Genomic DNA, 19,145 nt, shown 5'->3' with positions numbered 1-19,145 from the left:
CGAAGTCGACCCGAATTGCGCGAATCGGCGTGTGCGCGGTCTCCAATGATTGCCGTGAAGGGCACCGGATTTCACAGGCAAGAAACCAATCTCCGCCCGCTAGGTCTTCATTGTGCGTTGATGTGAACAGGTCAACCGCTCATTGAGCGCCTTGTCGGGCTGACGGCCTTGGTTGGATGATCCTTCACTCAAATGATGCAACGTACGCTTCACCTGAGAATTGTCAAATCCTTCGCTCAGATCTCGCACCAGAATTAGTAAGGGAAAGTATGCATGGTGACTTTCCCATCCGAAATTAAGGCTCTCGTTGATAACAGTAAACATGTTCTATGATCTGCGGGTCCGACCGGACCTCGAGGTTCGTTCTGTGTACCTCCAGCAACCGCGTTGGCACTTTGTCCGCGAGCATGTCGTTGCTGAGTGCGAATCCTCCTGGTTTGAGCATCGCGGAGAGATTGGCGCGGGCAAGTGACTGCTCGAATGCTCCGTAATAGATGAAGATATTGGTTCCGATGATCAGATCAAACTTCTGATCGGCATCCGTTCCATCGAGATGCTGGAAGACGGCATTCATGTCAACTGGAGTAATGCGTTTTGCGATGTCCGGCCGAATGCTCACGGCGCGTATATGAACGTTCTGCGCCAGTTTGACGGGAACGAGCACAGGCTTTGCAGGCGTGCCTATCTGGTCGCCCAATGTCTGCCACCAGTTCTCGAAGGCTGTGAAATATTCCTGACTAAATGGAACCTCGCTATTCCACGGCAACTGGACCACGTAGGGTTTACCGTCAGCCGCGTTCTTCTGCGTGCGTGCGATGTGAATATTGACGCTGGGGCTGATGTCCAACGTATAAAGTTCGAAATTCCTGGCGTCAGTCAATCCAAGCCGAATAAGCGAATCGAGAACTGCGAAGGGTTGGGTCGACTGTGGCGGATAGAAATCGTTACCGAATTCCTTGTTGGCGAAATCCAGGCCGGGACCGATGATCGCAATGCGTCGCACGCTACCCGGTTTGATCATGCCAAGTTTGACTAGTTCACCTAACGAGCGATCCAGTGCGTAATCCGGCCATAAATTCGAATCCAATGAGATGCCACGTTGTGCGTAGAGTTGACTTTCTTCTGAGAGGTCAGCAGTCTTCAGCTTCTCGCGAAATTCAGCAAATTCGTCTCGCATGTGAGCGAGGTTCTCAAGTAAGTGCCGCTTTACCTTTGCCCGATCCTCCGGAGTTTTGAAGGAATAGCCACGATGGACGAGGTAGGCGCGCATCTGTTGCATGCCCTCATTCGCACCTGGCGACGAAAGTGCGCGGACGAGGTCGTTGGCGCGCTTTTCCGCGAATGCGTTGACCAGCGTACTCGTTCCATACTTTGACAGGTATTCTCGGTCAATCTGGTACTCATCTGTGAATGTGACACCCCAGCGCAGTAGGTTGGTGAGAGTATCTTCTTCGCCCTTCTCGAGTCGTTGACGGATGGCGGAGTCCTGAGTTTTCACCCAGAACGACCATGCCTCTGCATCGGGAGGGCTGCGAAGCTCCGGCGGAAGCGTGTCTGAGAATCCCTTCAGCGTCGGCTGGGCCGCATCGAGGGGAATGAATACGGCTTTCGGTTGTTGAGAGACTCCAGTGATACTCAGAGCAAGGGCTAACAAGGAAATGGTCAGACGGAGCGGATAGGTCACTTTCACCACTTTCATCCCAATCGCGATCGTTCGACTCAACTTCGGGCCAGTATAGACTCCCATGCTCATTGAGTCATTGACCATCTCGACTGAAATGCGATCACTCTACTGGGACATTTGTTCAGCCTCTTCTTCGAGCGCTCAAGGTTCGCAGGGGAGAGAGATGATTCTGTCTCGGTGTAGTATCTTGGACACCATCCGTCCCCGCTCTTGCTCCACCTCCCCAACTGAGGAGATACACCATGCGAGTGCTCGCCCTTTGCCTTGTCGCACCTCTGGCCGCCTCGGCGGCAGCGCAAGCCCCAAGACCCGCTGCCCGGCCTGCCCCCAGATCGGCCGCCACTTCGGCCACAGCGCCCGTCTCTGGCAAGCCATCTTCCGCCGCTGCTGCCCACTTCACCGCCGCCGGACTCAACAACGAGGACGACCTCGTCCGCATCTACACGGGCGATTTCCAATCCATCAAGCTCGATCGCGGCGGCACTGAGTTCATGATGATCATCTCCGGTTACATGGAGGACTTTGGCAAAGACTGCAAGCAGTATCTGCCGCCCAATAAGGTCGAGATCACGGTGCAGGTCTGCAACGACGCATCCGTCTCGCCGCCATACAGTCCCGACGGGGTACACGATATATACGGCAATCCGATCAGAACCAGCGGTTGCAGTGGCTATCACACCGAAGGCACCGGCATTTACGCAGACCCGAACCTCTACAGCGCCGTCAACGATATCTCCGCAAAAGCCCAGGTAGGCCTCCTCCAAAGCGTACTGGGGATAGGCGGGGCAAAAGGGGGCCGTATAGCCAATCCACTCACGAATCCCGGACAGCTCACTGACCAGATTGTCGCTCTCCAGGGCGAAACCAAAGCCCTGATCCAGGTCAACGGCTGCGGCAGCCCCGGCCTTAAGAACTTCCAGTCCAACCTCATCCGATTCGCAAAGGGCGAAGCTCCCATGAAGTACGCGGGGGCGGTCGTCTCAGCCCCCGTCGCTGTCCTGCCTGGCATCAGAGATGCAGACTTCACTCGCCTCCTCGATGACCTCGTCCTCGACAACTCTCGCGGATGGATGATGAATCGCTACCAGCCCGGCAGCATTTCCAATCCCATCGTCTCCCATGATCCCGCCGGCTCGCCGACCCGCATCATGGCTCGCTATACCTTCTCCGGCCCAAACGGCAGGCAAACCGGACGGCTCACCGTGTCCTTCAAAGATGGAGTGCCCGACTGCCTCTACTTCTCCGACGCGCCGGATAGCTGCCGCTTACCCAGCCAGCGCATCATCTCTGCCTACGAGAAGAACGCTTACGCCAAATACACCGCGGCGCAGGCGCGCCAAAATCCCTTCGCAGACGGCTGTAACGCGTTTATGAAGAACCCGAGGACCTCCAGGTACGCCCCGTCCGATCCCGAGGGCTACTGTCAATGCCTCAGTGCCGGATATGAGAAAGTGATGACCCCCGCAGAAGAAGTCTTCTACGGCCAGAACTTTGAAGCCAAATTCTGGCGTGGCATCGCGCAGCCGCGATCGGACGATCCTGCATGGTCCCGCCTGAATCCTGTAGCTGTAAGTTGCATGCAATAGCCTGAAGTTGCGCTCGCGCCAAGAAGCAGCTTTCCGCTGCTCCGCATCCACGCTTCGTTCCTCGGCCTATACGCTTGTCAAAACACACTCTGGATGTATCGTTGCCGATACGTACTTTACCAACTGGTTATTTCCGTATTGACGGTGATCCTCCCGGAACAATCAGCAATTGACCAAAACAATATTCCAGGCGCGAATGAGACACGATCCTCGTATTAGTGATGACACGGTAGCAACCGCTGAGTCATAGAGCTAGGGTAACAATCGTGACGTCGTCTTCCTGACCAAATGCTTGGATAGTGGAAGCAATCGACTCAGTCGTTTGAGTGGAAATTGCGGCCGCGCGGTCGAAGCCGAAGAGTTCGCCAGCCTGATTGCGTGCTTCCACCACCCCGTCGGAAAAAAATGTGAGTGAATCGCCGGGGGAAAGTTGGAGTGTTGTTTCAGCGTATTCGGCTTCTGGAACGATGCCGAGTGGAAATCCGTTCAAGATGGAGAGTTCGTGTCCGTTGCAATACGGAGCGAGGTGGCCGGCATTCGCTAGGATAACTTCACACCTTGAGGAGATCTCGGCACACAGACAGGTGGCGAACCCACTGACGTGCATGTTGGCCAGCACCAAGTTGAGGTGATGCAGCAATGCGGCTGGCGATTCCTCCTCGTGCCGCTGTGCGGCGCCAAGAATTACCGCCGCGGTCATGGCAGCAGCGGCACCCTTGCCGCTTACATCGCCGATGATGATGCGCTGGCGCTCACCGTGGAGAATGCTGCAGTTGTAGAAATCGCCTCCTACTTCGCTTACGGGATGGAAGGCAACGGCGAGGCGGAAACCGGGAAGCGTATCGAGAGTGCTGGGAGCGAGAAGCTGCTGGACCTGCTGTGCGGCCTGGAGTTCTCCGGCGAGGATGGCCCGCTCGCGGGCAACTTGTTGCTGTTCACGGGAGAGTAACGTGAGAAGGGCGACGAGAACACCGAGCGTAGCGATCGCCTCAAAGTCTGAGACTGTGTTGCTCCATTGGCTTTGCAGATCGGGCAGACCAGGCACGCGAGCGCTGGTGAAACGCACGGAGAAGAAAAGCATCATCGTGACGCCCCAGACCATGCACAGAGCAGCCAGGGGTCTCATGCGGCGTGAAAGGCGGCGCCAAGGCATGAATGCGAAGAAGGGCGCCGACGACTCGAGGACGGATGCGAACTGAGAGATGGCTCCGAGAGGGCCAGAGCGGAGCCCATCGAGCCAAAGAGCGGGCGACGGAGGGAGAACGGCAACTGCGAACGTGATCAGGTGAATGGCCGTCGCTAAAGCGATCAGCGCCCAAATGAGGAACGGAACCCGGCGATGGGCAAGCTGGAAAAAGAAGACGGTCCGGCAGATGTTGGTGAGGAAAGCCGGAACAGCCCAGACGATGAAGTAGGCCGAAGCAGGATAGGCGAGAAGTGCTGCGGCTCCCAAGTAGTTGAGGTAGATGGGTGGGAGAGCGACGCAGTTGATTCCCAGGACAAGCAGTTCGCGGCGACCGGGTTCGTTGATCCAGAGACCAAGCACAATGAGGCCGAGAATGCCGACGATGCAGAAGCAGATGGCAGGGATCAGATGGCGCTCGCCCTCCGCAACGATCACGGTGCTCCGGCGATCACGCAAGGAAGGTTCGCTGCCAGCGCGCAGTTCGAGAGAAGGGTAAGGGGCGAATGGAATGGCAGACGTGAAATGCCATGCGGAGCGAATGGCGATGGATGAGGTGTGAGGGAGATCGCGAGGCAAGGGCCATTGCTGGATGAGGCTCATGCCAAAACTGCCGCTCTGAAGATTGCCGAAGGTTCCGATAAGACGACCGTCTACGTAGACCTCATAGGCGGCGTAGAGCCTGACCTGAAGCGCGGGCTCGTCGAAGTCGACGATGGGAGAGAGATCGGCATGACAACGGATCCAGAGATGAGATTGAGAGACTTGCTGGTGCAGTGCGTAGTGCTGCCAGCCGGACTCGTCGAGTGAGGGAGCCGACCACTCAGGGTTGTCGCCGGAGTGCCACACGCATCCCTGCAGTGGAATTGTCAGAGCCGTCGGACGCGCACTGAAGGCGGAGGGCGCAATCGCTGCAATCGCGATGAAGAGTGCCACGCATTGCAAGCGCATTTTTGCCCCTTAAAGTCCAAGTTGAGAAGAGGAAGCTGGGAACGAAAATGATTCTACCGCGAAGACCCATAACCCGATTCCACGGAGCATTCATGTAGCGGTGGCGATCTCCGTGGCGGCTTGCAGAATTCGATCACGAGAGCGTCGTTTCAGTCTGCGCTCGGCGGCACACGTCGATCAGCAACCGGGATGTAGTTCGGCAACTGGAGTTCATCAGGAGAGAACCGGTACGAGAAATGCTTCGCGTTCTCTTCATCGACAAAGATCTGAACGATGACGGTCTCATAGGTATTGATCCCAGAACCTCCTGTTTCATGCCAGACCAGAATCCTCAACGGCTCCAGCTCAACCATCGCTTGGCCAGGGATCACCGTCCACGCGTGTTTTGAAATCGATGACACCAGCGTGCTGATTTTGGCCCGGTCCCTCGCTTCACATGCTGCAAGCAGTTCTGGTGCAGTTGTTGACATAAGCTGAGTATGTCTAGAGTGGCGAAAATCTGTCAAAGGTCCGAGTGGACGGTAACTCGTGCGCACCAGGGAACTATGCTTGTCCAGAATGAAACCTGCAATGCATCTGGATGGAAACTGGGGTCACGACTTCAACAGGTGTTCCGTTTAACAAATACGGTTTGTACCTGTATTTGCGCACCGCCGTTACGGCGACAGGTCGAAGTAGCTTGGGTCCTGAGAGAGTGTGAGTGTGGATCGCCTTGCCGCTCGTGTCGATTGTGATCTCGATGACTACCGTCCCAGTGACCTTCACGCCTGATGAGTCCTTTTGGCAACCCGGTTCCTGCTTGTGAATAAGGAACGTGTTCGCGACATTGGAACTGACTTGCACCCTAGTGGGCATTGGAGCCACCACCTGCGCTGGAGCGGTGGACAGAAGTATGGATGCGAGAAAGAACAGGAGCATTATTCGGAAGACTTTCATTGCGAACAGTCTACCGCTGACGCTGCGCTTTGGATGGCGACGAATGGAGAGCCGAGTGGATTGTGGGCAACGGAGACGTTGGCAAGTTCTTAGCCTCAAAGCGACAGTCGCCGGTCACTCGACCAATGAAAGGCATTTTGTTCATCTCGCACTATTTCGTCTTAACGACCTTGATATCTCCACCGCAATGCGGAAGCCCGATTGCGAGTTCAATTTGCAGGGATCTACCCCAATGCAATGAAGGATGGTTGAGAAGAACCTTGTAGTGGGCGCTTTGAAATCCAACTGCTGTTGCAGCCAGTTCGTAGTCGCCCTGTTTCAACGAGTCAAATCTGAATCTTCCGGAAGCGTCAGTCGTTGCAGTTGCGACAGACTCACCGCGTCGGCTTATCGCTATCTTGACACTAGGAATCGCTTGGCCTGTCGAATCGACGACGATACCGGCGACGTGACGCACATTCGGCGGCTTGTAGACACAAACGTCAGCAAGGCAGGACAGTGGCAACAGCGTCGCAACTAGCAGCGGCACAATGAATCGATTCTGAATTCTCATCCTGTTTCATCCGGTGACTGGCTCAGAGCCCGAATTCTGGCACCTAACGAGTCTCTATTCGAGCAGGTTCACATCCTCTAATGCACAGACTTTTCGCTCATTTTGATCCACGATTCCTAGAGTGACGTGCTTTCCATCGGCTATTTCCGCCTGGACGATTGTGACCTGTCTTCCCACAGGAAAATCCTCGCCAAGATTCTTGTTCACAATCTCTGCGATCAACGGCAGTTTTCGCCCAAATGAATAGGGCATGCTGCGACCCTGCTCTATGCAGAAGATTGCTTTTCCGGACTTGACATCGGCTTCACTTGCCGCGCGGCCCTCGATCAATGGAACGGTCATTTTCACAGGCGTTTCGCTGCGTCTGTCGGATGTCTCCGAATGGGAGTCGTCGCGTGGCGACGGACTCCTTAAGCAGAGTGCGGAGAGCCTTGGATAATCCACACCTAGTGTCTGTAAATCGAAAGCAACTCCGGCTGGTTCATCATCTGCGCTCGAAGCAGAACGTTCTCGCGGATCAACCCCAATACCGCGTTTCCGCAGAACTTCGAGAGCCACGTACTCAAGCGACTCGTTATCCACATCGATCGATTCCTCATCACCGTCGAGGAATTGCCCTAGGGCATCCGGATCTCTCTTTGCGGTCTCGAATGCTCGCTTACCGACTCCCACAATCCAGGTGCGGAAGTAGTGGAAGCTATCGCTGCTCATCTCTCCCGTAATGACCTGACCTGCTCCCCAGAGTCGTCAGTTGTTCAGCTGGCACACCTTCTCATAAAGCATTAGGCCGAACTCGGAGACCTCCTCATCAGTAAGCTTCTTCATGTACCTAGTGAGACAGCAAGGGCAAGCCGACGTCGCTCCACGCCTGCGTGCCTTTGCTAGGAGAGCCCAGAACGTACCTTCCGTCATGACCTACCGAATCCTGCAGTTTAGAGAAATTGTACGGGACATTTTGAGTGAATTCCTCGGGCGTCGCCAATTGTGAACTTGGCAAGGAATTGGCTTCAGTGTCTGGATGGCCGGTGACTCTCCCGCTTTGAATTTAATGGATCGATTTCGAGTGTTCCCAACTCGTCAAGTTGATCTTGGACGTGTCATAAATCAGCGCACTTCGAAATGACGGGTCAGTGGCTCTCTGAAACGCCTCATCTGACAGCCATTGCGGCTCATCATCGCGGACTTTGTGAAAGCGCACGATTGGATTGTCGTACTGCGTGTAGTAAACGCGGAAACGGGCAAATGGAAAGTCTAACTTAAGCTTCAGCGCCCACAGCTTCGCGATCTTTTGACCAAGTTCACATGCGGAAATGAAATCAGGATGGCTTTCGTTGTATACCACTTCTTCCGAGACGAAAGTGGAAACCTCATCAGCTTTGACGAACTCGTCGAGGATATGGGTGTGACTGACGAATGCCTCCCAACCGGTCGCCGTATCGTTCGCAGGCGGAGGATTGGAGCCAGCATGCCAACCAAGCAACACACATTCATGTTCCTCAATAAAATCTGGCCAAAGGATGCGAGATGCGGTCAACGCTGCCCTAACAGTTACCGGCTCTTCTTCTGAACGCATGCAGCATTCCCCCGACAAATTGTAGCGTCTTCTCGGCTCCGGGCGGATTGTGGGCAACTCGGACATAACCCACTTTTTGATCCAGCCGAGTTTAGCGGATGCTTACATGGTCATCGGCTTCTCCTGAAGAGACCCGAGGCGCAACAACGATCGTCTCAACATCGCAGTCGCTCGAAAGTTGTCAACCCCCGCTGCACCCTTGCGCGACCCAACTACCTCATTCCCTGCGGCGTAAAGTCTTCGCCACTCTTGCAGGCTATTTCTTTCAATTTGCTATTCTCAAACTGGGCGAAAACGAGGAATCCGCATTGTCGAGCCATGCAGAACTCGGTTCTTCCTAAGTCATTGCAGGAGAGGAATCTGCAGCTAAGTATAATCACATGAGGAATTTGGAGCGATACTCTCTTCGTAACTCTTTTGCAATAAGGAATTTGCGCCCAGAGATCCGGGGGGGAGGGGGGTAGGCAACTATTCGGTTGCATATCTCCACGTCATGACAAATCACTATCCAGCAAAACACATTCATCCACCGTATCCTGATTCTGAGAACTAACCGAAATCTTGGGCGTAAACTCCAAAACCCGCATCGATCTCCTCCTCGTAGATCGAGGCCTCGTCCAGAGTCGCGAACGCGCGCGCGCCCTCATCCTCGCCGGACGCGTTCTGGTCAACGAACAGAAGATCGACAAGCCTGGTGCCTCCATCACATCCGATTCCGCCATCCGCCTCCTCGGTGACGACATGCCCTTCGTCAGCCGCGGCGGCCTCAAACTTCAGGCTGCACTCGACCATTGGAAAATCGAAGTAGCCGGAAGATCCTGCCTCGATATCGGCGCCTCCACCGGCGGCTTCACGGACTGTCTTCTCCAGCGCGGCGCCGCACACGTCACCGCAGTCGACACTGGCTTCGGACAGATCGCAATGAAGCTCCGCAACGATCCACGCGTCCGACTTGTCGAGCGCACCAACGCACGCTTCCTCGCGCCTGACGCGCTCGCCGAAGTCGGCCAGCCCGTGCTCACCCTCCTCGTAATGGACGTCTCCTTCATCTCCGCGACACTTCTCTTCGCTCCCGTGTTTGCCGCAGCGCCCGCGCTCACTGAAGCCGTCATCCTCATCAAGCCTCAATTTGAGGCTGGCCGGGGCAACGTCGGAAAAGGCGGCATCGTTCGCGATCCCGAAGTTCACAAACTCGCCATCGAAAAAGTCAGAAACGCGATCTCCGATCTCGGCTGGCAAGTCGCAGAAGTTATCCCATCTCCCATCACCGGAGCCGAAGGCAACAGGGAATTTCTGCTTTACGTACAATCGACGACCAAAGAAGGTTGAAGCGAATGCGACGATTTTCGCTGAGTTCTCCTTGTTGGCCATGCCTCTTCTGACCACTGTTTACTGTTCACTGACCGCTGATCCGTTACACTGAAACCCAATGACTTGCGTCGCAATTGTCAGTAAGCCGCGAAAGCCGGAGCTCGCTCAGCTGTTGCCCGAACTGATCGACTGGCTCCGCAAACACGATTACAACCCGTTGCTCGATTGTGAAGGCGCAGGTTACACGGATGCCGCTCCAGCGGTCGATCGCGCTGACATGCCCGCGCACAAGCCGCATCTGGTCATCGTGCTCGGTGGCGATGGCACGCTACTCTCCGTGGCGCGCATCTTTGCGGCAACCGGCACACCGATCCTCAGCGTGAATCTAGGCTCCCTTGGATTCCTCACCGAGGTACGCCTTGCTGACCTCTACACCACGCTCGAAAGCTGGTGCGAGAATTGCCACACGCTCGATCCTCGTGCCATGCTTCACTCGGAAGTCGTGCGCGATGGTTCGCCTGTCAAAGTATTTGAAGCGTTGAACGAAGTCGTCGTTTCCAAAGGCGACATCGCGCGCATGGGCGAGTTCGCCGTGGAACTCGACGGCAAGAAGGTAGCCCGCTTCCGCGCCGACGGCGTCATTGTCTCCACGCCCACCGGATCCACAGCCTACACGCTCGCCGCCAACGGCCCCATTCTCACGCCGGATGTCGACGCACTTGTTGTCACGCCGATCTGCCCGCATTTGCTCACGCTGCGTCCTATCGTAGTGCGCGGAGATGCCAGTCTTACCGTTCGCGTCGAAGGAGTTCCCACGCAGTGCCTCCTGACAGTCGACGGCCAGACCGGGTTTGAGCTTCACTTGGGAGACGAAGTCCGCTGCATTCGTTCTGAGTACACGGTGAACCTGGTCCGCCTCAGCGAAAGCGGATTCTTTGACGCACTTCGCAACAAGCTGAGCTGGGGCGAGCGTTGATCGCAAGTCGCGAGGACATCCCTCGGAAGGAGTCAGCCATTGAACGGGAAGGGAATTGCGACTCACCTAGGGATGCAGTTCGTCCAGCAGGACCTTCGCCTTGAACGCGAGTTTGTTTGCGCCATCCACGTCCCCCGCTGTCAGCGCGTCCCGTGCCTGTTTCAAATATTCGCGGACCTGCGCGGCAGTCTTTTCTTCCTGGTCACTCAACTTGCGGCTGATGCCGTTCAGGGTCTTCTCAGTTGATGCGATGGAGTCATCCGTCTGCTGCCGCAAATTCGGTGCGTCCCCCGACGAAAGCTGTCCGATCGCCGGCACCGCGGGAGCGCCGCTCGAAGCTACTTGCGTATTCGTATTCGCAGGCTTCTTGTGCTTCACCGGCTTCTTCACGGGTTCAGCCGGGACAGGCAACTGTGGCTGGGGTTGCACGGGAATCGTAACCTCGGGTGGAGGAAGGTTCGCAGGCGCAGGTTCCGGTTTGTACGGAGGCGTGTCCTCGATCGGCGGCGCGAGCGGCTGATTTTGCGCGACCTGGGTCTTGTGCGGGCACCCTGTCAGCAGCAACGGAAACAGCCAGACAGCGCTCCTGGCGCTGAGCTTCATTTCTCCAACCCCTTTGTTTCTTCCACAATTGCCGGTTGCAGATGCCGGCGTCCCCATTCCGTAGCGGCGAGTGGAATGCGCAGAGAGAATTCCGTGCCACGGCCTACCTTCGATTGTACGTCGACGCTCCCATGGTGCAACTGCAAAATGCGGTATGTCATTGCTAGTCCGATACCGCTTCCGCCGCTCTTCGTTGTGAAATAAAGATCGAAGATCTTCTCCCGAATCTCCGCTGGAATTCCCGTTCCCTCATCGGCGATTCTCACCACCGCCATTTTGCGATCTTCCTCCACAGTGACGCGGAGAGAGCCGCCTTCGGGCATGGCCTGCGCCCCATTCAATATGACATTGATCGCAGCCTGCTTCAGCAGGTCCGCATCCACGTTCACCATCAGCGGATGGTCGGGAAGCCGGCCCTCCAGCTTCACATTTCGCGTGGAAAGCTCTTCGTCGGCCAGCGCCAGCACGTCCCCGATCACGGTGCGTAAATCCTGTTCTCGCAAGTGCACTTCCACCGGTCTCGAGAAGTCCGCCAGTGTCTGCACCACGCGGTCCAGCCGGTGAATCTCCGCGTCGATCACTTCCAGATGCCGCTGTGCCGGTGCGTGATCCGCGCCCAACTTGTTCTTCAGCAGCTCAAGATGAACCACGATTGCGTTGATTGGATTCTTGACTTCATGACCTACACCCGCCGTCAATCTGCCAATTGCCGCCATGCGCCGCGAAAGCTCGAGCTCCGACTCAATCTGTTCCACCGATTCAAGATCATGCAGAGTTACCAGCGCGCCAAGACCCATCCGCGTGTGATCGTCATAGATAAAGTCCACCGAAGCCTGGATGCGACGGCCTGTTTCGGTCTGGACCTCTTCCTGTACCAGCGTCACTCCTGCATCGAAAGCCTCGCGGAGCGTTCTTCCCAGCACCGTAGAATTATCGAAGATCTCGCGCGCCTGCAAACCAAGAATGTTGTCACTCTCCAAATGCAAAAATCGCTGTGCCGCCTCGGATACCAGTACCGCTCGTCCATCCCCGGTGAACAGTAAAATGCCATCCTGCAGGTTTCCAAGGATCTGATCGAGATTCTCTTTAAGGGCAGAGAAAACCTCCTCTACATTCCGCATGCGCTGGCCGATCTTTTCAATCTTTGTTGATACCCTCTCGGCAGTGTCGAGCCTGGGCAACTCGCCTCCTTCAGGAACGCTCTCTGCCAGCGTGGGATTCCAGTAGTCAAGTTGAATGTTGATCTCTTCCATCGGCCGCAGCGCCAGGTTGCTCAGCAGAAATGCAGCAATCAGCGCTGTTCCCGCTGCGAACGCCATCAGCGTGACGGCTTCCTTCAACGAAGGTTCATAGGCCGCCTGAAGCAGCGTCGTGCGCACCCCCACATGAACGCTAAGGAAAGGTTGGCCATTGTTTTCCAGCGGAACCACAATGTCAAAGACCTTAGCCGGACCGTAGATCTCGCGCATTTTTGAGATCGGATCGGCCGCCTGCAAGGCACGATAGTCAGGCCGCCACAGAAGCACTTTGCCATCGTTATCAGGAAATGTGCTTAACAGGATGCGTGACTGCGTGTCGACAATGTTTACGTCATACTCAGTCGCGGAGTACTTGTTGGCCGAGTCGAGAGTGGCACGCAAGGCTTCGCTGTCCTGGATGGCGGCTTGAACCAATTCCCGCAGTTTGTTTTTATCGTTGGGGTCGACCGTCTGATCTTTCAGGCTAGCCTGCAGCGCACTCTGCAGGGCATCGCTCACCTGGTTGGCAATCATGCGGTTCGAATCGTACGATTGCTGAATTGCCGCGTCCACCAGGTGGCTGACATACACCAGCGACAACAAGCCCGCGATCAAAAACACCAGCCCGGTAATTGCCAGAACGAGTTTTGTCTTTAATCGCATTGTTTCTTACGGCGAACTTGAGCCGACTAATTTCAGCGCAGCCAATTTAGCTTATCCGACCACGCCAATACGATCAGACTGGTTGATCTTCCCGCGAATGGCTGTATTCCTTCAGCTTGTTATGCAACGTCTTCAGACTCACGCCCAGAATCTCGGCAGCACGCGTTTTATTCTGACCCGTCGATTCAAGCGTCCGCAAAATCAGCATGCGCTCCGCCTCATCTACTGTCGTTCCCACGCGCACCGGCACAACATTCGCGTCGGTTGCACGGGCTGGCACCGGCAGTTGCGGGGTACCAAATGTCCGCGGCAGATGCGATGCATCCAGCGGAGTTCCATCAGGACACAGGATCACCGCGCGCTCAATCGTATTACGAAGTTCACGCGCATTCCCCGGCCAGTCGTAAGCCAGCAGGCGGTCCAGAATCTGATCTGATAATCCGGAGACGTGCCGCGTGTGCTTCTGATTCATCTCCCGCACCATGGCTTCGGCCATTACCTGTAAATCTTCCATGTGCTCGCGAAGGGGCGGCATATGAATGTGAAAAACATTCAATCGATAAAACAAATCCGCTCGCAAATGCCCATGCGTCACTGCGTCCTGTGGATCGCGATTGGTCGCCGCCAGAACGCGCACATCCACATCCTGCTCGCTGCGAGCTCCCAACCTGCGCAGTTTCCGCTCTTCCAGCACGCGCAGCAGCTTGGCCTGGGTGCCAATCGGCATCTCGCCCAACTCATCCAGCAGCAGCGTTCCACCTGTGGCGAGTTCAAAACACCCGGCCCGCCGTTCCACCGCACCCGTAAACGCACCCTTTTCATGACCGAAGATCTCGCTCTCAATCAGCGTTTCAGGAATCGCTGCACAATTTACCGCGAGAAAGGGTCGTCCCTTGCGCGGGCTCAGATCGTGCAGCGTCCGTGCCACCATCTCTTTGCCAGTGCCGCTTTCGCCCGTGATCAGAACCGATACATTCGACGGCGCAATCTGTTCGATCAGTGCGAATATCTCGCGCATGGCCTTCGAACTGCCCACCATCGTTCCTAATATGCCTGTATTCCTCAACTGCCTGCGCGTAACCTCCAGCTCAATCTCCGTGGCCCGTTGCCGCGTCGCATTCGTCAGGATCGATCTCAACCGCGCAGCGTCTACCGGCTTCTGGAGAAAGTCATACGCGCCCAACTTCATTGCATCCACTGCCAACTGAATCGATCCCTGCGCAGTCAGCAGCACAACGGCCACATTTGAGTTTCCGTTTTCGGCTAGCTTGGTCAGCAGCCCGAGGCCGTCCATTCGCGGCATCTTCAGATCTGTCACCACAATCGCCGGATTCCAGGAAAGAGACTTCTCCCATCCTTCAACGCCATCGCGAGCCGTCTCCGTCTGGTAACCCCAGCCGGAAATCAATTCCGCAAGCCCCATCAGGGCATGAGGTTCGTCCTCGACAATTAAGACCTTCACCGGATTCTGCATATCATCTTTCGATGCAAATGTTTCGCCGCGTGTCGTAGAAGCTTTACAGCAAGTTCAAACGAACATTCAATACCAGTACCTAGTTTAGACTGCCTTGTCCGTCAATTCGGCCCAACGCGCATAGAGCAAGTCGTTTTCATCCTGCGCAGCGTCCAGCTCGGCCAAGGCGGCCTGCAGCGCCGCTGCATCCGAAGCGATATCCGGATCCTCGACTCGCGCCCGGGCCGCCGCCAGCCGCTCATCGCTCTCCTCCACCCGCTTCTCAATTGTGGCAAACTCCCGCGCCTCCATATACGAGAGCTTTTTCTTCTGCGAGGTATTTCGGGGCGCGGCGGCTTCTGTCGCTTTGTTTCCAGGTTCCTGTTCCCTGGTCCCTGTTCTGTCTTCTTCCAGCCATTGCTCCCACTGTCCGTAATCCGCGAACTTCCCGATATGTCCCTCACCATCAAGCCCCAGCACCGTCGACGCCACGCGATTCAACAGGTAGCGATCATGCGTCACCAGCACCAGTGCTCCAGGAAACTCCAGTAGATTTTCCTCCAGAATCTCGAGCGTCGGAATATCCAGATCGTTCGTTGGCTCGTCCAGAAGCAGCACGTCCGCCGGTTCCAGCATCAACTTCGCAATCAGCACCCGCGCACGCTCGCCGCCGCTCAGGTTCCTGACTGGTTGATTCAGCTGTTCTCCCGTAAACAGAAACCGCGCCGCCCAACTCGCTACATGCACATTCCGCCCCTGGTAAACGAGTCCATCCCCCTCCGGCGCCAGTGCCCGCCTCAGCGTAAGCTCCTCGTCCAGCTCCCGCATCTGGCTGAAATAGACGAGGCGTAGCGCATCCGCCCTCCGAATGCTGCCTTCCGCCGGTTCCAACTCACCGCGCAGGAGCCGAAGAAAAGTGGTCTTACCACTGCCATTAGGACCCACCAGCCCGACCTTTGACCCTGCCGTAAGAACGAATTTCAATCCGCTGAAAAGCCGGCGATCGCCAATGTCGCAAGCCACGTCGCTGAACTCCACCAGCCGCTTGGTTTTGCGCTGCGTCGCTTCAAAATCAATGCCGGCCGAATTCACCGTGGTCCGCGAATCCATCGCGGCCAGTTGCCCAATCATCTCGTTGGCCGAATCAATACGCGCCTTCGATTTCGTCGTGCGGGCCTTGGGCCCCCGCCGCAGCCACTCAATCTCCGTCCGAACGCGGTTGCGCAAGCTCTCTTGCTGCCTGCTCTGCGATTCCAGATACGCCTCGCGCTCCTCCAGGAAGCGGCTGAAATTTCCCTTCACCCGAAACAGGCCTTCTGCATACACCCGATTCAGTTCGATGATTTCGCTCGATGTTGCTTCAAGGAAATAGCGATCGTGGCTCACCGTCACCACGGCAAAATTCGCGGCAGCCAGCAACTCCTCCAGCCATTCAATCCCGGCCAGATCCAGATGATTTGTCGGCTCATCCAGCAGCAGCACCTCCGGATGACTGACTAGGGCCTCCACGATTGCCAGTCGTTTGCGCCACCCTCCTGAAAGCGAAGCCGCCTCTGCCACCAGATCTTGAAAACCGGCTCGCCCTGAAATCTCACGCAACCGTCCCTCGCGTTCGCCCTCGCTAACGTGCGCCGTGCCGAGTGCATCTTCCAGGACCTGGCGCACCGTCAATCCGACCGCAAAACGCGAGTCCTGCGGAACATAGGCGGGCCGTGCCCGCTTCCTTACCGCCAGTTCGCCTGCATCCGGTTCAACTGCTCCCGCCAGGATCGCCAGCAATGTAGATTTTCCGGCGCCATTCGGCCCGATGAGCCCAATACGTGACCCATCGTCCACGGTGAACGAAATGTCCTTGAAAAGAGGCTTCGCCCCAAACTGCTTCGTGATCGACTGTGCATTCAAAATTGGCGGCATCTCTTCCAGACTACTTTCCTCGGGCCTCTTCAAGCGACCTGCCCGTCCCACTAAACTGGATTCATGCTCGAATACGAAATCTCTCCAAGCGAAGCCCAGGCTCTTCTCAGCGAAAACAAGACCCGCCTCATCGATGTCCGCGAGCCATGGGAATACTCCACGGCCCACATCGACCCGAGCACCGCCATGCCGATGGGAGACGTTCCGGCCCGCGCTCATCAGGAACTCGATCCCGAAGAGCACATCACGGTTCTATGCCATCATGGACAGCGTTCTCTCAACGTCACCGCATGGCTCCGCAACCAGGGCTTTGAAAACGTCCAATCCCTGCGAGGCGGCATCGATGCGTGGTCGGCGGAAATCGATCCGAAGGTTCCGCGCTACTAACCTTCCAATCAGTCGCTACACGGCGCCACTGCACCCCGACCACCTATACTCTCTCCTGTCGATTTCGTTGAAAGGGACACAACCATGTCTTCGCCCGCCGTAGATTTCGCCACACAGAATCACCCCCGCTTTTTGAACGAATTGAAAGACCTGCTTCGCATTCCCTCTATCTCCACACTTCCCGAGCACAAAGACGATTGCCGTCGCGCCGCCGAGTTCCTCGCTTCTGAACTCAAGCGCATCGGCATGGAGAACGTCCGTCTCATCGATACCTCCGGCCACCCGCTCGTCTACGGAGACTGGCTCCACGCAGGCGGGAAGCCCACAGTCCTCATCTACGGCCATTACGACGTCCAGCCCACCGACCCCATCGACGAATGGCTCTCGCCTCCCTTCGAGCCCGCTGAGCGTAACGGCAACATCTACGCCCGCGGAGCCGTCGATGATAAGGGCCAGGTGTGGATGCAGGTCAAAGCCCTCGAAGCCTTGCTCGCTTCAAACAAGTCTCTCCCCCTTAATGTCCGTGTCATCTTCGAAGGTGAAGAAGAAGTAGGAGGGGAGGGAATCGCGGAGTATGTAGCCTCCAAGCCCGCCAATCTCAAGTCTGACTTCGCCCTCGTCTCCGACACGGAGCTATTCGCCCCTGGGCTGCCTACACTCTGCGTTGGCCTGCGCGGCATGATCTACACCGAGCTCGAAGTCCGCGGTGCCAAGACCGATCTCCACTCCGGTATGTATGGCGGCGCAGCGCCCAATCCTTTCACGGCTATCGCACAAATCATTGCCCGTCTCAAAGACGACAACGGCCACATCCTCATTCCCGGGTTCTACGACGACATAATTCCGCCCAGTTCCGAAGAACTCGCTGCGTGGAAGAGCCTGCCTTTTGACGAAGAGCATTACCGCATCTCTGAAGTGGGTTCACGCCAGCTCGTCGGCGAAGATGGCTACAGCGTTCTCGAGCGCACCTGGGCTCGTCCAACGCTCGACGTTCACGGCATCCCCGGCGGCTTTATCGGGGCAGGCGCTAAGACCGTCATCCCAGCCAAGGCCGTTGCCAAAGTCTCCATGCGCCTTGTCCCCGGTATGACTCCCGCCAAGGCCTTCGCCCAATACAAAAGCTACGTCGAAAAGATCGCCCCCGCAGGCGTCGACGTCGAAGTTCGCCTCATCCACTCTGGAGACCCCTGTCTCATCCCGGTCAACAACAAATACATTCAGGCCGCAACGCACGCACTGCATGAAGTCTGGGGCAAAGACACAGTGTTCATCCGCTCCGGCGGTTCCATTCCCATCGTTGGCGATTTCGATCGCCACCTCGGTCTGCCCAGCGTAATGATGGGTTTCGGTCTCCCCGACGACAACATCCACGCCCCGAACGAGAAATTCAGCCTTCAAAACTTTGAGCTGGGAATTCGTTCGTTAATCCGATTCTTGGAGGAGGCAGGCCGTTGAACCTGCCGCACTCTGTCTTGCCGGCGACCGCCGACGCATTCGTACTCGCCGGCGGTCTCTCCACCCGCATGGGTCAGGACAAAGCTCTAATATCACTGGCGGGCAAGCCACTGATCCAGCACGCCATTGATATCCTCCGCCACGCCGGTCTCGATCCCCGCATTGCCGGTGCCCGCTCCGACTTCTCATCCTTCGCACCAATCCTTCGCGATGATCCATCCGGTTCCGGTACAGGCCCCCTGTCCGGTATCTGTACGGCTCTGGCTTCCGGGACCGCAGAGCTTGCCGTATTCCTCCCAGTAGACCTGCCCCTCTTGCCTTCCAGGCTCGTCGCCTATCTTCTCCGTCACGCCGACATCACCCAGTCAGCCGTCACGCTGCTCTCCGCTTCCTCCTTTGTTCAGACATTTCCTGTCGTTATTCGCAGGGAAGCTCTACCGCTGCTCCAAGCCAGCCTCCATTCTGACGACCGCAACTGCCTGAAAGCCTTCCGAGAGGCGTCCAGGATCCTGTCGAAACCATTCACCGTTTTGCCCGTAGAGCTACTGCTTCAATCTGGTCAAATTCCTCACTCAGATGACTTTCCCCCCGCCGTCTGGTTCCTCAATCTAAACTCCTCTCGGGAGCTCAACCGCGCCGAAACCCTACTCGCTGGAAAGCAACTTCAAGTAAGCTGATC

16 protein-coding genes and 1 pseudogene are annotated in these 19,145 nt (G+C 56.5%); 6 read left to right on the top strand and 11 right to left on the bottom strand.

Features of this window, described 5'->3' with window-relative positions; all coding sequences use genetic code 11:
* Positions 1 to 295: 295 nt before the first annotated feature.
* Positions 296 to 1,699, bottom strand: coding sequence for a hypothetical protein (locus tag P8935_RS17800; RefSeq protein ID WP_348261643.1), 1,404 nt, complete (start codon positions 1,697 to 1,699; stop codon positions 296 to 298).
* A gap of 227 nt (positions 1,700 to 1,926) precedes the next feature.
* On the opposite strand from P8935_RS17800, the gene P8935_RS17795 reads away from it, so the two are divergent.
* Positions 1,927 to 3,270 (top strand): hypothetical protein, encoded by a 1,344-nt coding sequence (locus tag P8935_RS17795; protein ID WP_348261642.1) that lies wholly within the window; start codon positions 1,927 to 1,929, stop codon positions 3,268 to 3,270.
* Between the two features lie 244 nt (positions 3,271 to 3,514).
* Here the strand turns inward: P8935_RS17795 and P8935_RS17790 are convergent, their stop codons facing one another.
* From P8935_RS17790 to P8935_RS17765, 6 genes and pseudogenes are all read right to left on the bottom strand, one after another.
* Entirely contained in the window at positions 3,515 to 5,404 is a 1,890-nt protein-coding gene (locus P8935_RS17790; RefSeq protein WP_348261641.1) for a SpoIIE family protein phosphatase, read from the bottom strand.
* 149 nt (positions 5,405 to 5,553) lie between these two features.
* Positions 5,554 to 5,874 carry a hypothetical protein gene (locus tag P8935_RS17785; RefSeq protein WP_348261640.1) on the bottom strand — a complete coding sequence of 107 codons (321 nt, stop codon included), beginning with the start codon at positions 5,872 to 5,874 and terminating at the stop codon, positions 5,554 to 5,556.
* A gap of 73 nt (positions 5,875 to 5,947) precedes the next feature.
* Positions 5,948 to 6,322 carry an energy transducer TonB gene (locus P8935_RS17780; RefSeq protein ID WP_348261639.1) on the bottom strand — a complete coding sequence of 125 codons (375 nt, stop codon included), beginning with the start codon at positions 6,320 to 6,322 and terminating at the stop codon, positions 5,948 to 5,950.
* A 169-nt stretch (positions 6,323 to 6,491) separates the two neighbouring features.
* A complete protein-coding gene (locus P8935_RS17775; RefSeq protein ID WP_348261638.1) occupies positions 6,492 to 6,893 on the bottom strand; it encodes a carboxypeptidase-like regulatory domain-containing protein in 402 nt (133 codons plus the stop codon).
* Positions 6,894 to 6,947: 54 nt separating this feature from the next.
* Positions 6,948 to 7,625, bottom strand: a pseudogene (locus P8935_RS17770) (DUF4240 domain-containing protein); the annotation flags it as partial.
* A 313-nt stretch (positions 7,626 to 7,938) separates the two neighbouring features.
* Complete coding sequence (locus P8935_RS17765; RefSeq protein ID WP_348261637.1) at positions 7,939 to 8,532, bottom strand: hypothetical protein; 594 nt, start codon at positions 8,530 to 8,532, stop codon at positions 7,939 to 7,941.
* 495 nt (positions 8,533 to 9,027) lie between these two features.
* Between P8935_RS17765 and P8935_RS17760 the strand changes: the two genes are divergently transcribed.
* A complete protein-coding gene (locus tag P8935_RS17760; protein WP_348261636.1) occupies positions 9,028 to 9,795 on the top strand; it encodes a TlyA family RNA methyltransferase in 768 nt (255 codons plus the stop codon).
* Positions 9,796 to 9,895: 100 nt separating this feature from the next.
* On the top strand, positions 9,896 to 10,753 hold the full coding sequence (locus tag P8935_RS17755; RefSeq protein ID WP_348261635.1) for an NAD(+)/NADH kinase: 858 nt from the start codon (positions 9,896 to 9,898) through the stop codon (positions 10,751 to 10,753).
* Between the two features lie 66 nt (positions 10,754 to 10,819).
* On the opposite strand, the gene P8935_RS17750 is transcribed toward P8935_RS17755, so the two are convergent.
* The 4 genes from P8935_RS17750 to P8935_RS17735 form a co-directional block, all read right to left on the bottom strand.
* Complete coding sequence (locus P8935_RS17750; protein ID WP_348261634.1) at positions 10,820 to 11,356, bottom strand: hypothetical protein; 537 nt, start codon at positions 11,354 to 11,356, stop codon at positions 10,820 to 10,822.
* Complete coding sequence (locus P8935_RS17745; protein WP_348261633.1) at positions 11,353 to 13,257, bottom strand: ATP-binding protein; 1,905 nt, start codon at positions 13,255 to 13,257, stop codon at positions 11,353 to 11,355. Before P8935_RS17745 ends, P8935_RS17750 begins: the two co-directional genes overlap by 4 nt.
* A 73-nt stretch (positions 13,258 to 13,330) precedes the next feature.
* Positions 13,331 to 14,719 (bottom strand): sigma-54 dependent transcriptional regulator, encoded by a 1,389-nt coding sequence (locus P8935_RS17740; RefSeq protein WP_348261632.1) that lies wholly within the window; start codon positions 14,717 to 14,719, stop codon positions 13,331 to 13,333.
* Positions 14,720 to 14,815: 96 nt separating this feature from the next.
* Positions 14,816 to 16,624 (bottom strand): ABC-F family ATP-binding cassette domain-containing protein, encoded by a 1,809-nt coding sequence (locus P8935_RS17735; RefSeq protein ID WP_348265353.1) that lies wholly within the window; start codon positions 16,622 to 16,624, stop codon positions 14,816 to 14,818.
* Between the two features lie 63 nt (positions 16,625 to 16,687).
* Between P8935_RS17735 and P8935_RS17730 the strand changes: the two genes are divergently transcribed.
* The 3 genes from P8935_RS17730 (at position 16,688) to P8935_RS17720 (ending at position 19,143) form a co-directional block, all read left to right on the top strand.
* Positions 16,688 to 17,011: a rhodanese-like domain-containing protein gene (locus P8935_RS17730; RefSeq protein ID WP_348261631.1), complete on the top strand. Its 324-nt coding sequence runs from the start codon at positions 16,688 to 16,690 to the stop codon at positions 17,009 to 17,011.
* A gap of 84 nt (positions 17,012 to 17,095) precedes the next feature.
* Positions 17,096 to 18,466: a dipeptidase gene (locus P8935_RS17725; RefSeq protein WP_348261630.1), complete on the top strand. Its 1,371-nt coding sequence runs from the start codon at positions 17,096 to 17,098 to the stop codon at positions 18,464 to 18,466.
* Positions 18,463 to 19,143, top strand: coding sequence for a molybdenum cofactor guanylyltransferase (locus tag P8935_RS17720; RefSeq protein ID WP_348261629.1), 681 nt, complete (start codon positions 18,463 to 18,465; stop codon positions 19,141 to 19,143). Before P8935_RS17725 ends, P8935_RS17720 begins: the two co-directional genes overlap by 4 nt.
* Positions 19,144 to 19,145 lie beyond the last annotated feature (2 nt).

The sequence above is a fragment of the Telmatobacter sp. DSM 110680 genome (assembly GCF_039994875.1).
In the GTDB taxonomy this organism is placed as follows: domain Bacteria; phylum Acidobacteriota; class Terriglobia; order Terriglobales; family Acidobacteriaceae; genus Telmatobacter.
Note: the sequence above shows the minus strand (reverse complement) of the source record. Positions and strands in the feature narration are given on the sequence as shown.

What these genes read in the sequence shown, in the direction of transcription:
- P8935_RS17800 (WP_348261643.1), bottom strand. Translation starts at nt 1,699, where the DNA reads ATGAAAGTGGTGAAAGTGACCTATCCGCTCCGTCTGACCATTTCCTTG.
- P8935_RS17795 (WP_348261642.1), top strand. Translation starts at nt 1,927, where the DNA reads ATGCGAGTGCTCGCCCTTTGCCTTGTCGCACCTCTGGCCGCCTCGGCG.
- P8935_RS17790 (WP_348261641.1), bottom strand. Translation starts at nt 5,404, where the DNA reads ATGCGCTTGCAATGCGTGGCACTCTTCATCGCGATTGCAGCGATTGCG.
- P8935_RS17785 (WP_348261640.1), bottom strand. Translation starts at nt 5,874, where the DNA reads ATGTCAACAACTGCACCAGAACTGCTTGCAGCATGTGAAGCGAGGGAC.
- P8935_RS17780 (WP_348261639.1), bottom strand. Translation starts at nt 6,322, where the DNA reads ATGCTCCTGTTCTTTCTCGCATCCATACTTCTGTCCACCGCTCCAGCG.
- P8935_RS17775 (WP_348261638.1), bottom strand. Translation starts at nt 6,893, where the DNA reads ATGAGAATTCAGAATCGATTCATTGTGCCGCTGCTAGTTGCGACGCTG.
- P8935_RS17765 (WP_348261637.1), bottom strand. Translation starts at nt 8,532, where the DNA reads ATGTCCGAGTTGCCCACAATCCGCCCGGAGCCGAGAAGACGCTACAAT.
- P8935_RS17755 (WP_348261635.1), top strand. Translation starts at nt 9,896, where the DNA reads ATGACTTGCGTCGCAATTGTCAGTAAGCCGCGAAAGCCGGAGCTCGCT.
- P8935_RS17750 (WP_348261634.1), bottom strand. Translation starts at nt 11,356, where the DNA reads ATGAAGCTCAGCGCCAGGAGCGCTGTCTGGCTGTTTCCGTTGCTGCTG.
- P8935_RS17745 (WP_348261633.1), bottom strand. Translation starts at nt 13,257, where the DNA reads ATGCGATTAAAGACAAAACTCGTTCTGGCAATTACCGGGCTGGTGTTT.
- P8935_RS17735 (WP_348265353.1), bottom strand. Translation starts at nt 16,624, where the DNA reads ATGCCGCCAATTTTGAATGCACAGTCGATCACGAAGCAGTTTGGGGCG.
- P8935_RS17730 (WP_348261631.1), top strand. Translation starts at nt 16,688, where the DNA reads ATGCTCGAATACGAAATCTCTCCAAGCGAAGCCCAGGCTCTTCTCAGC.
- P8935_RS17725 (WP_348261630.1), top strand. Translation starts at nt 17,096, where the DNA reads ATGTCTTCGCCCGCCGTAGATTTCGCCACACAGAATCACCCCCGCTTT.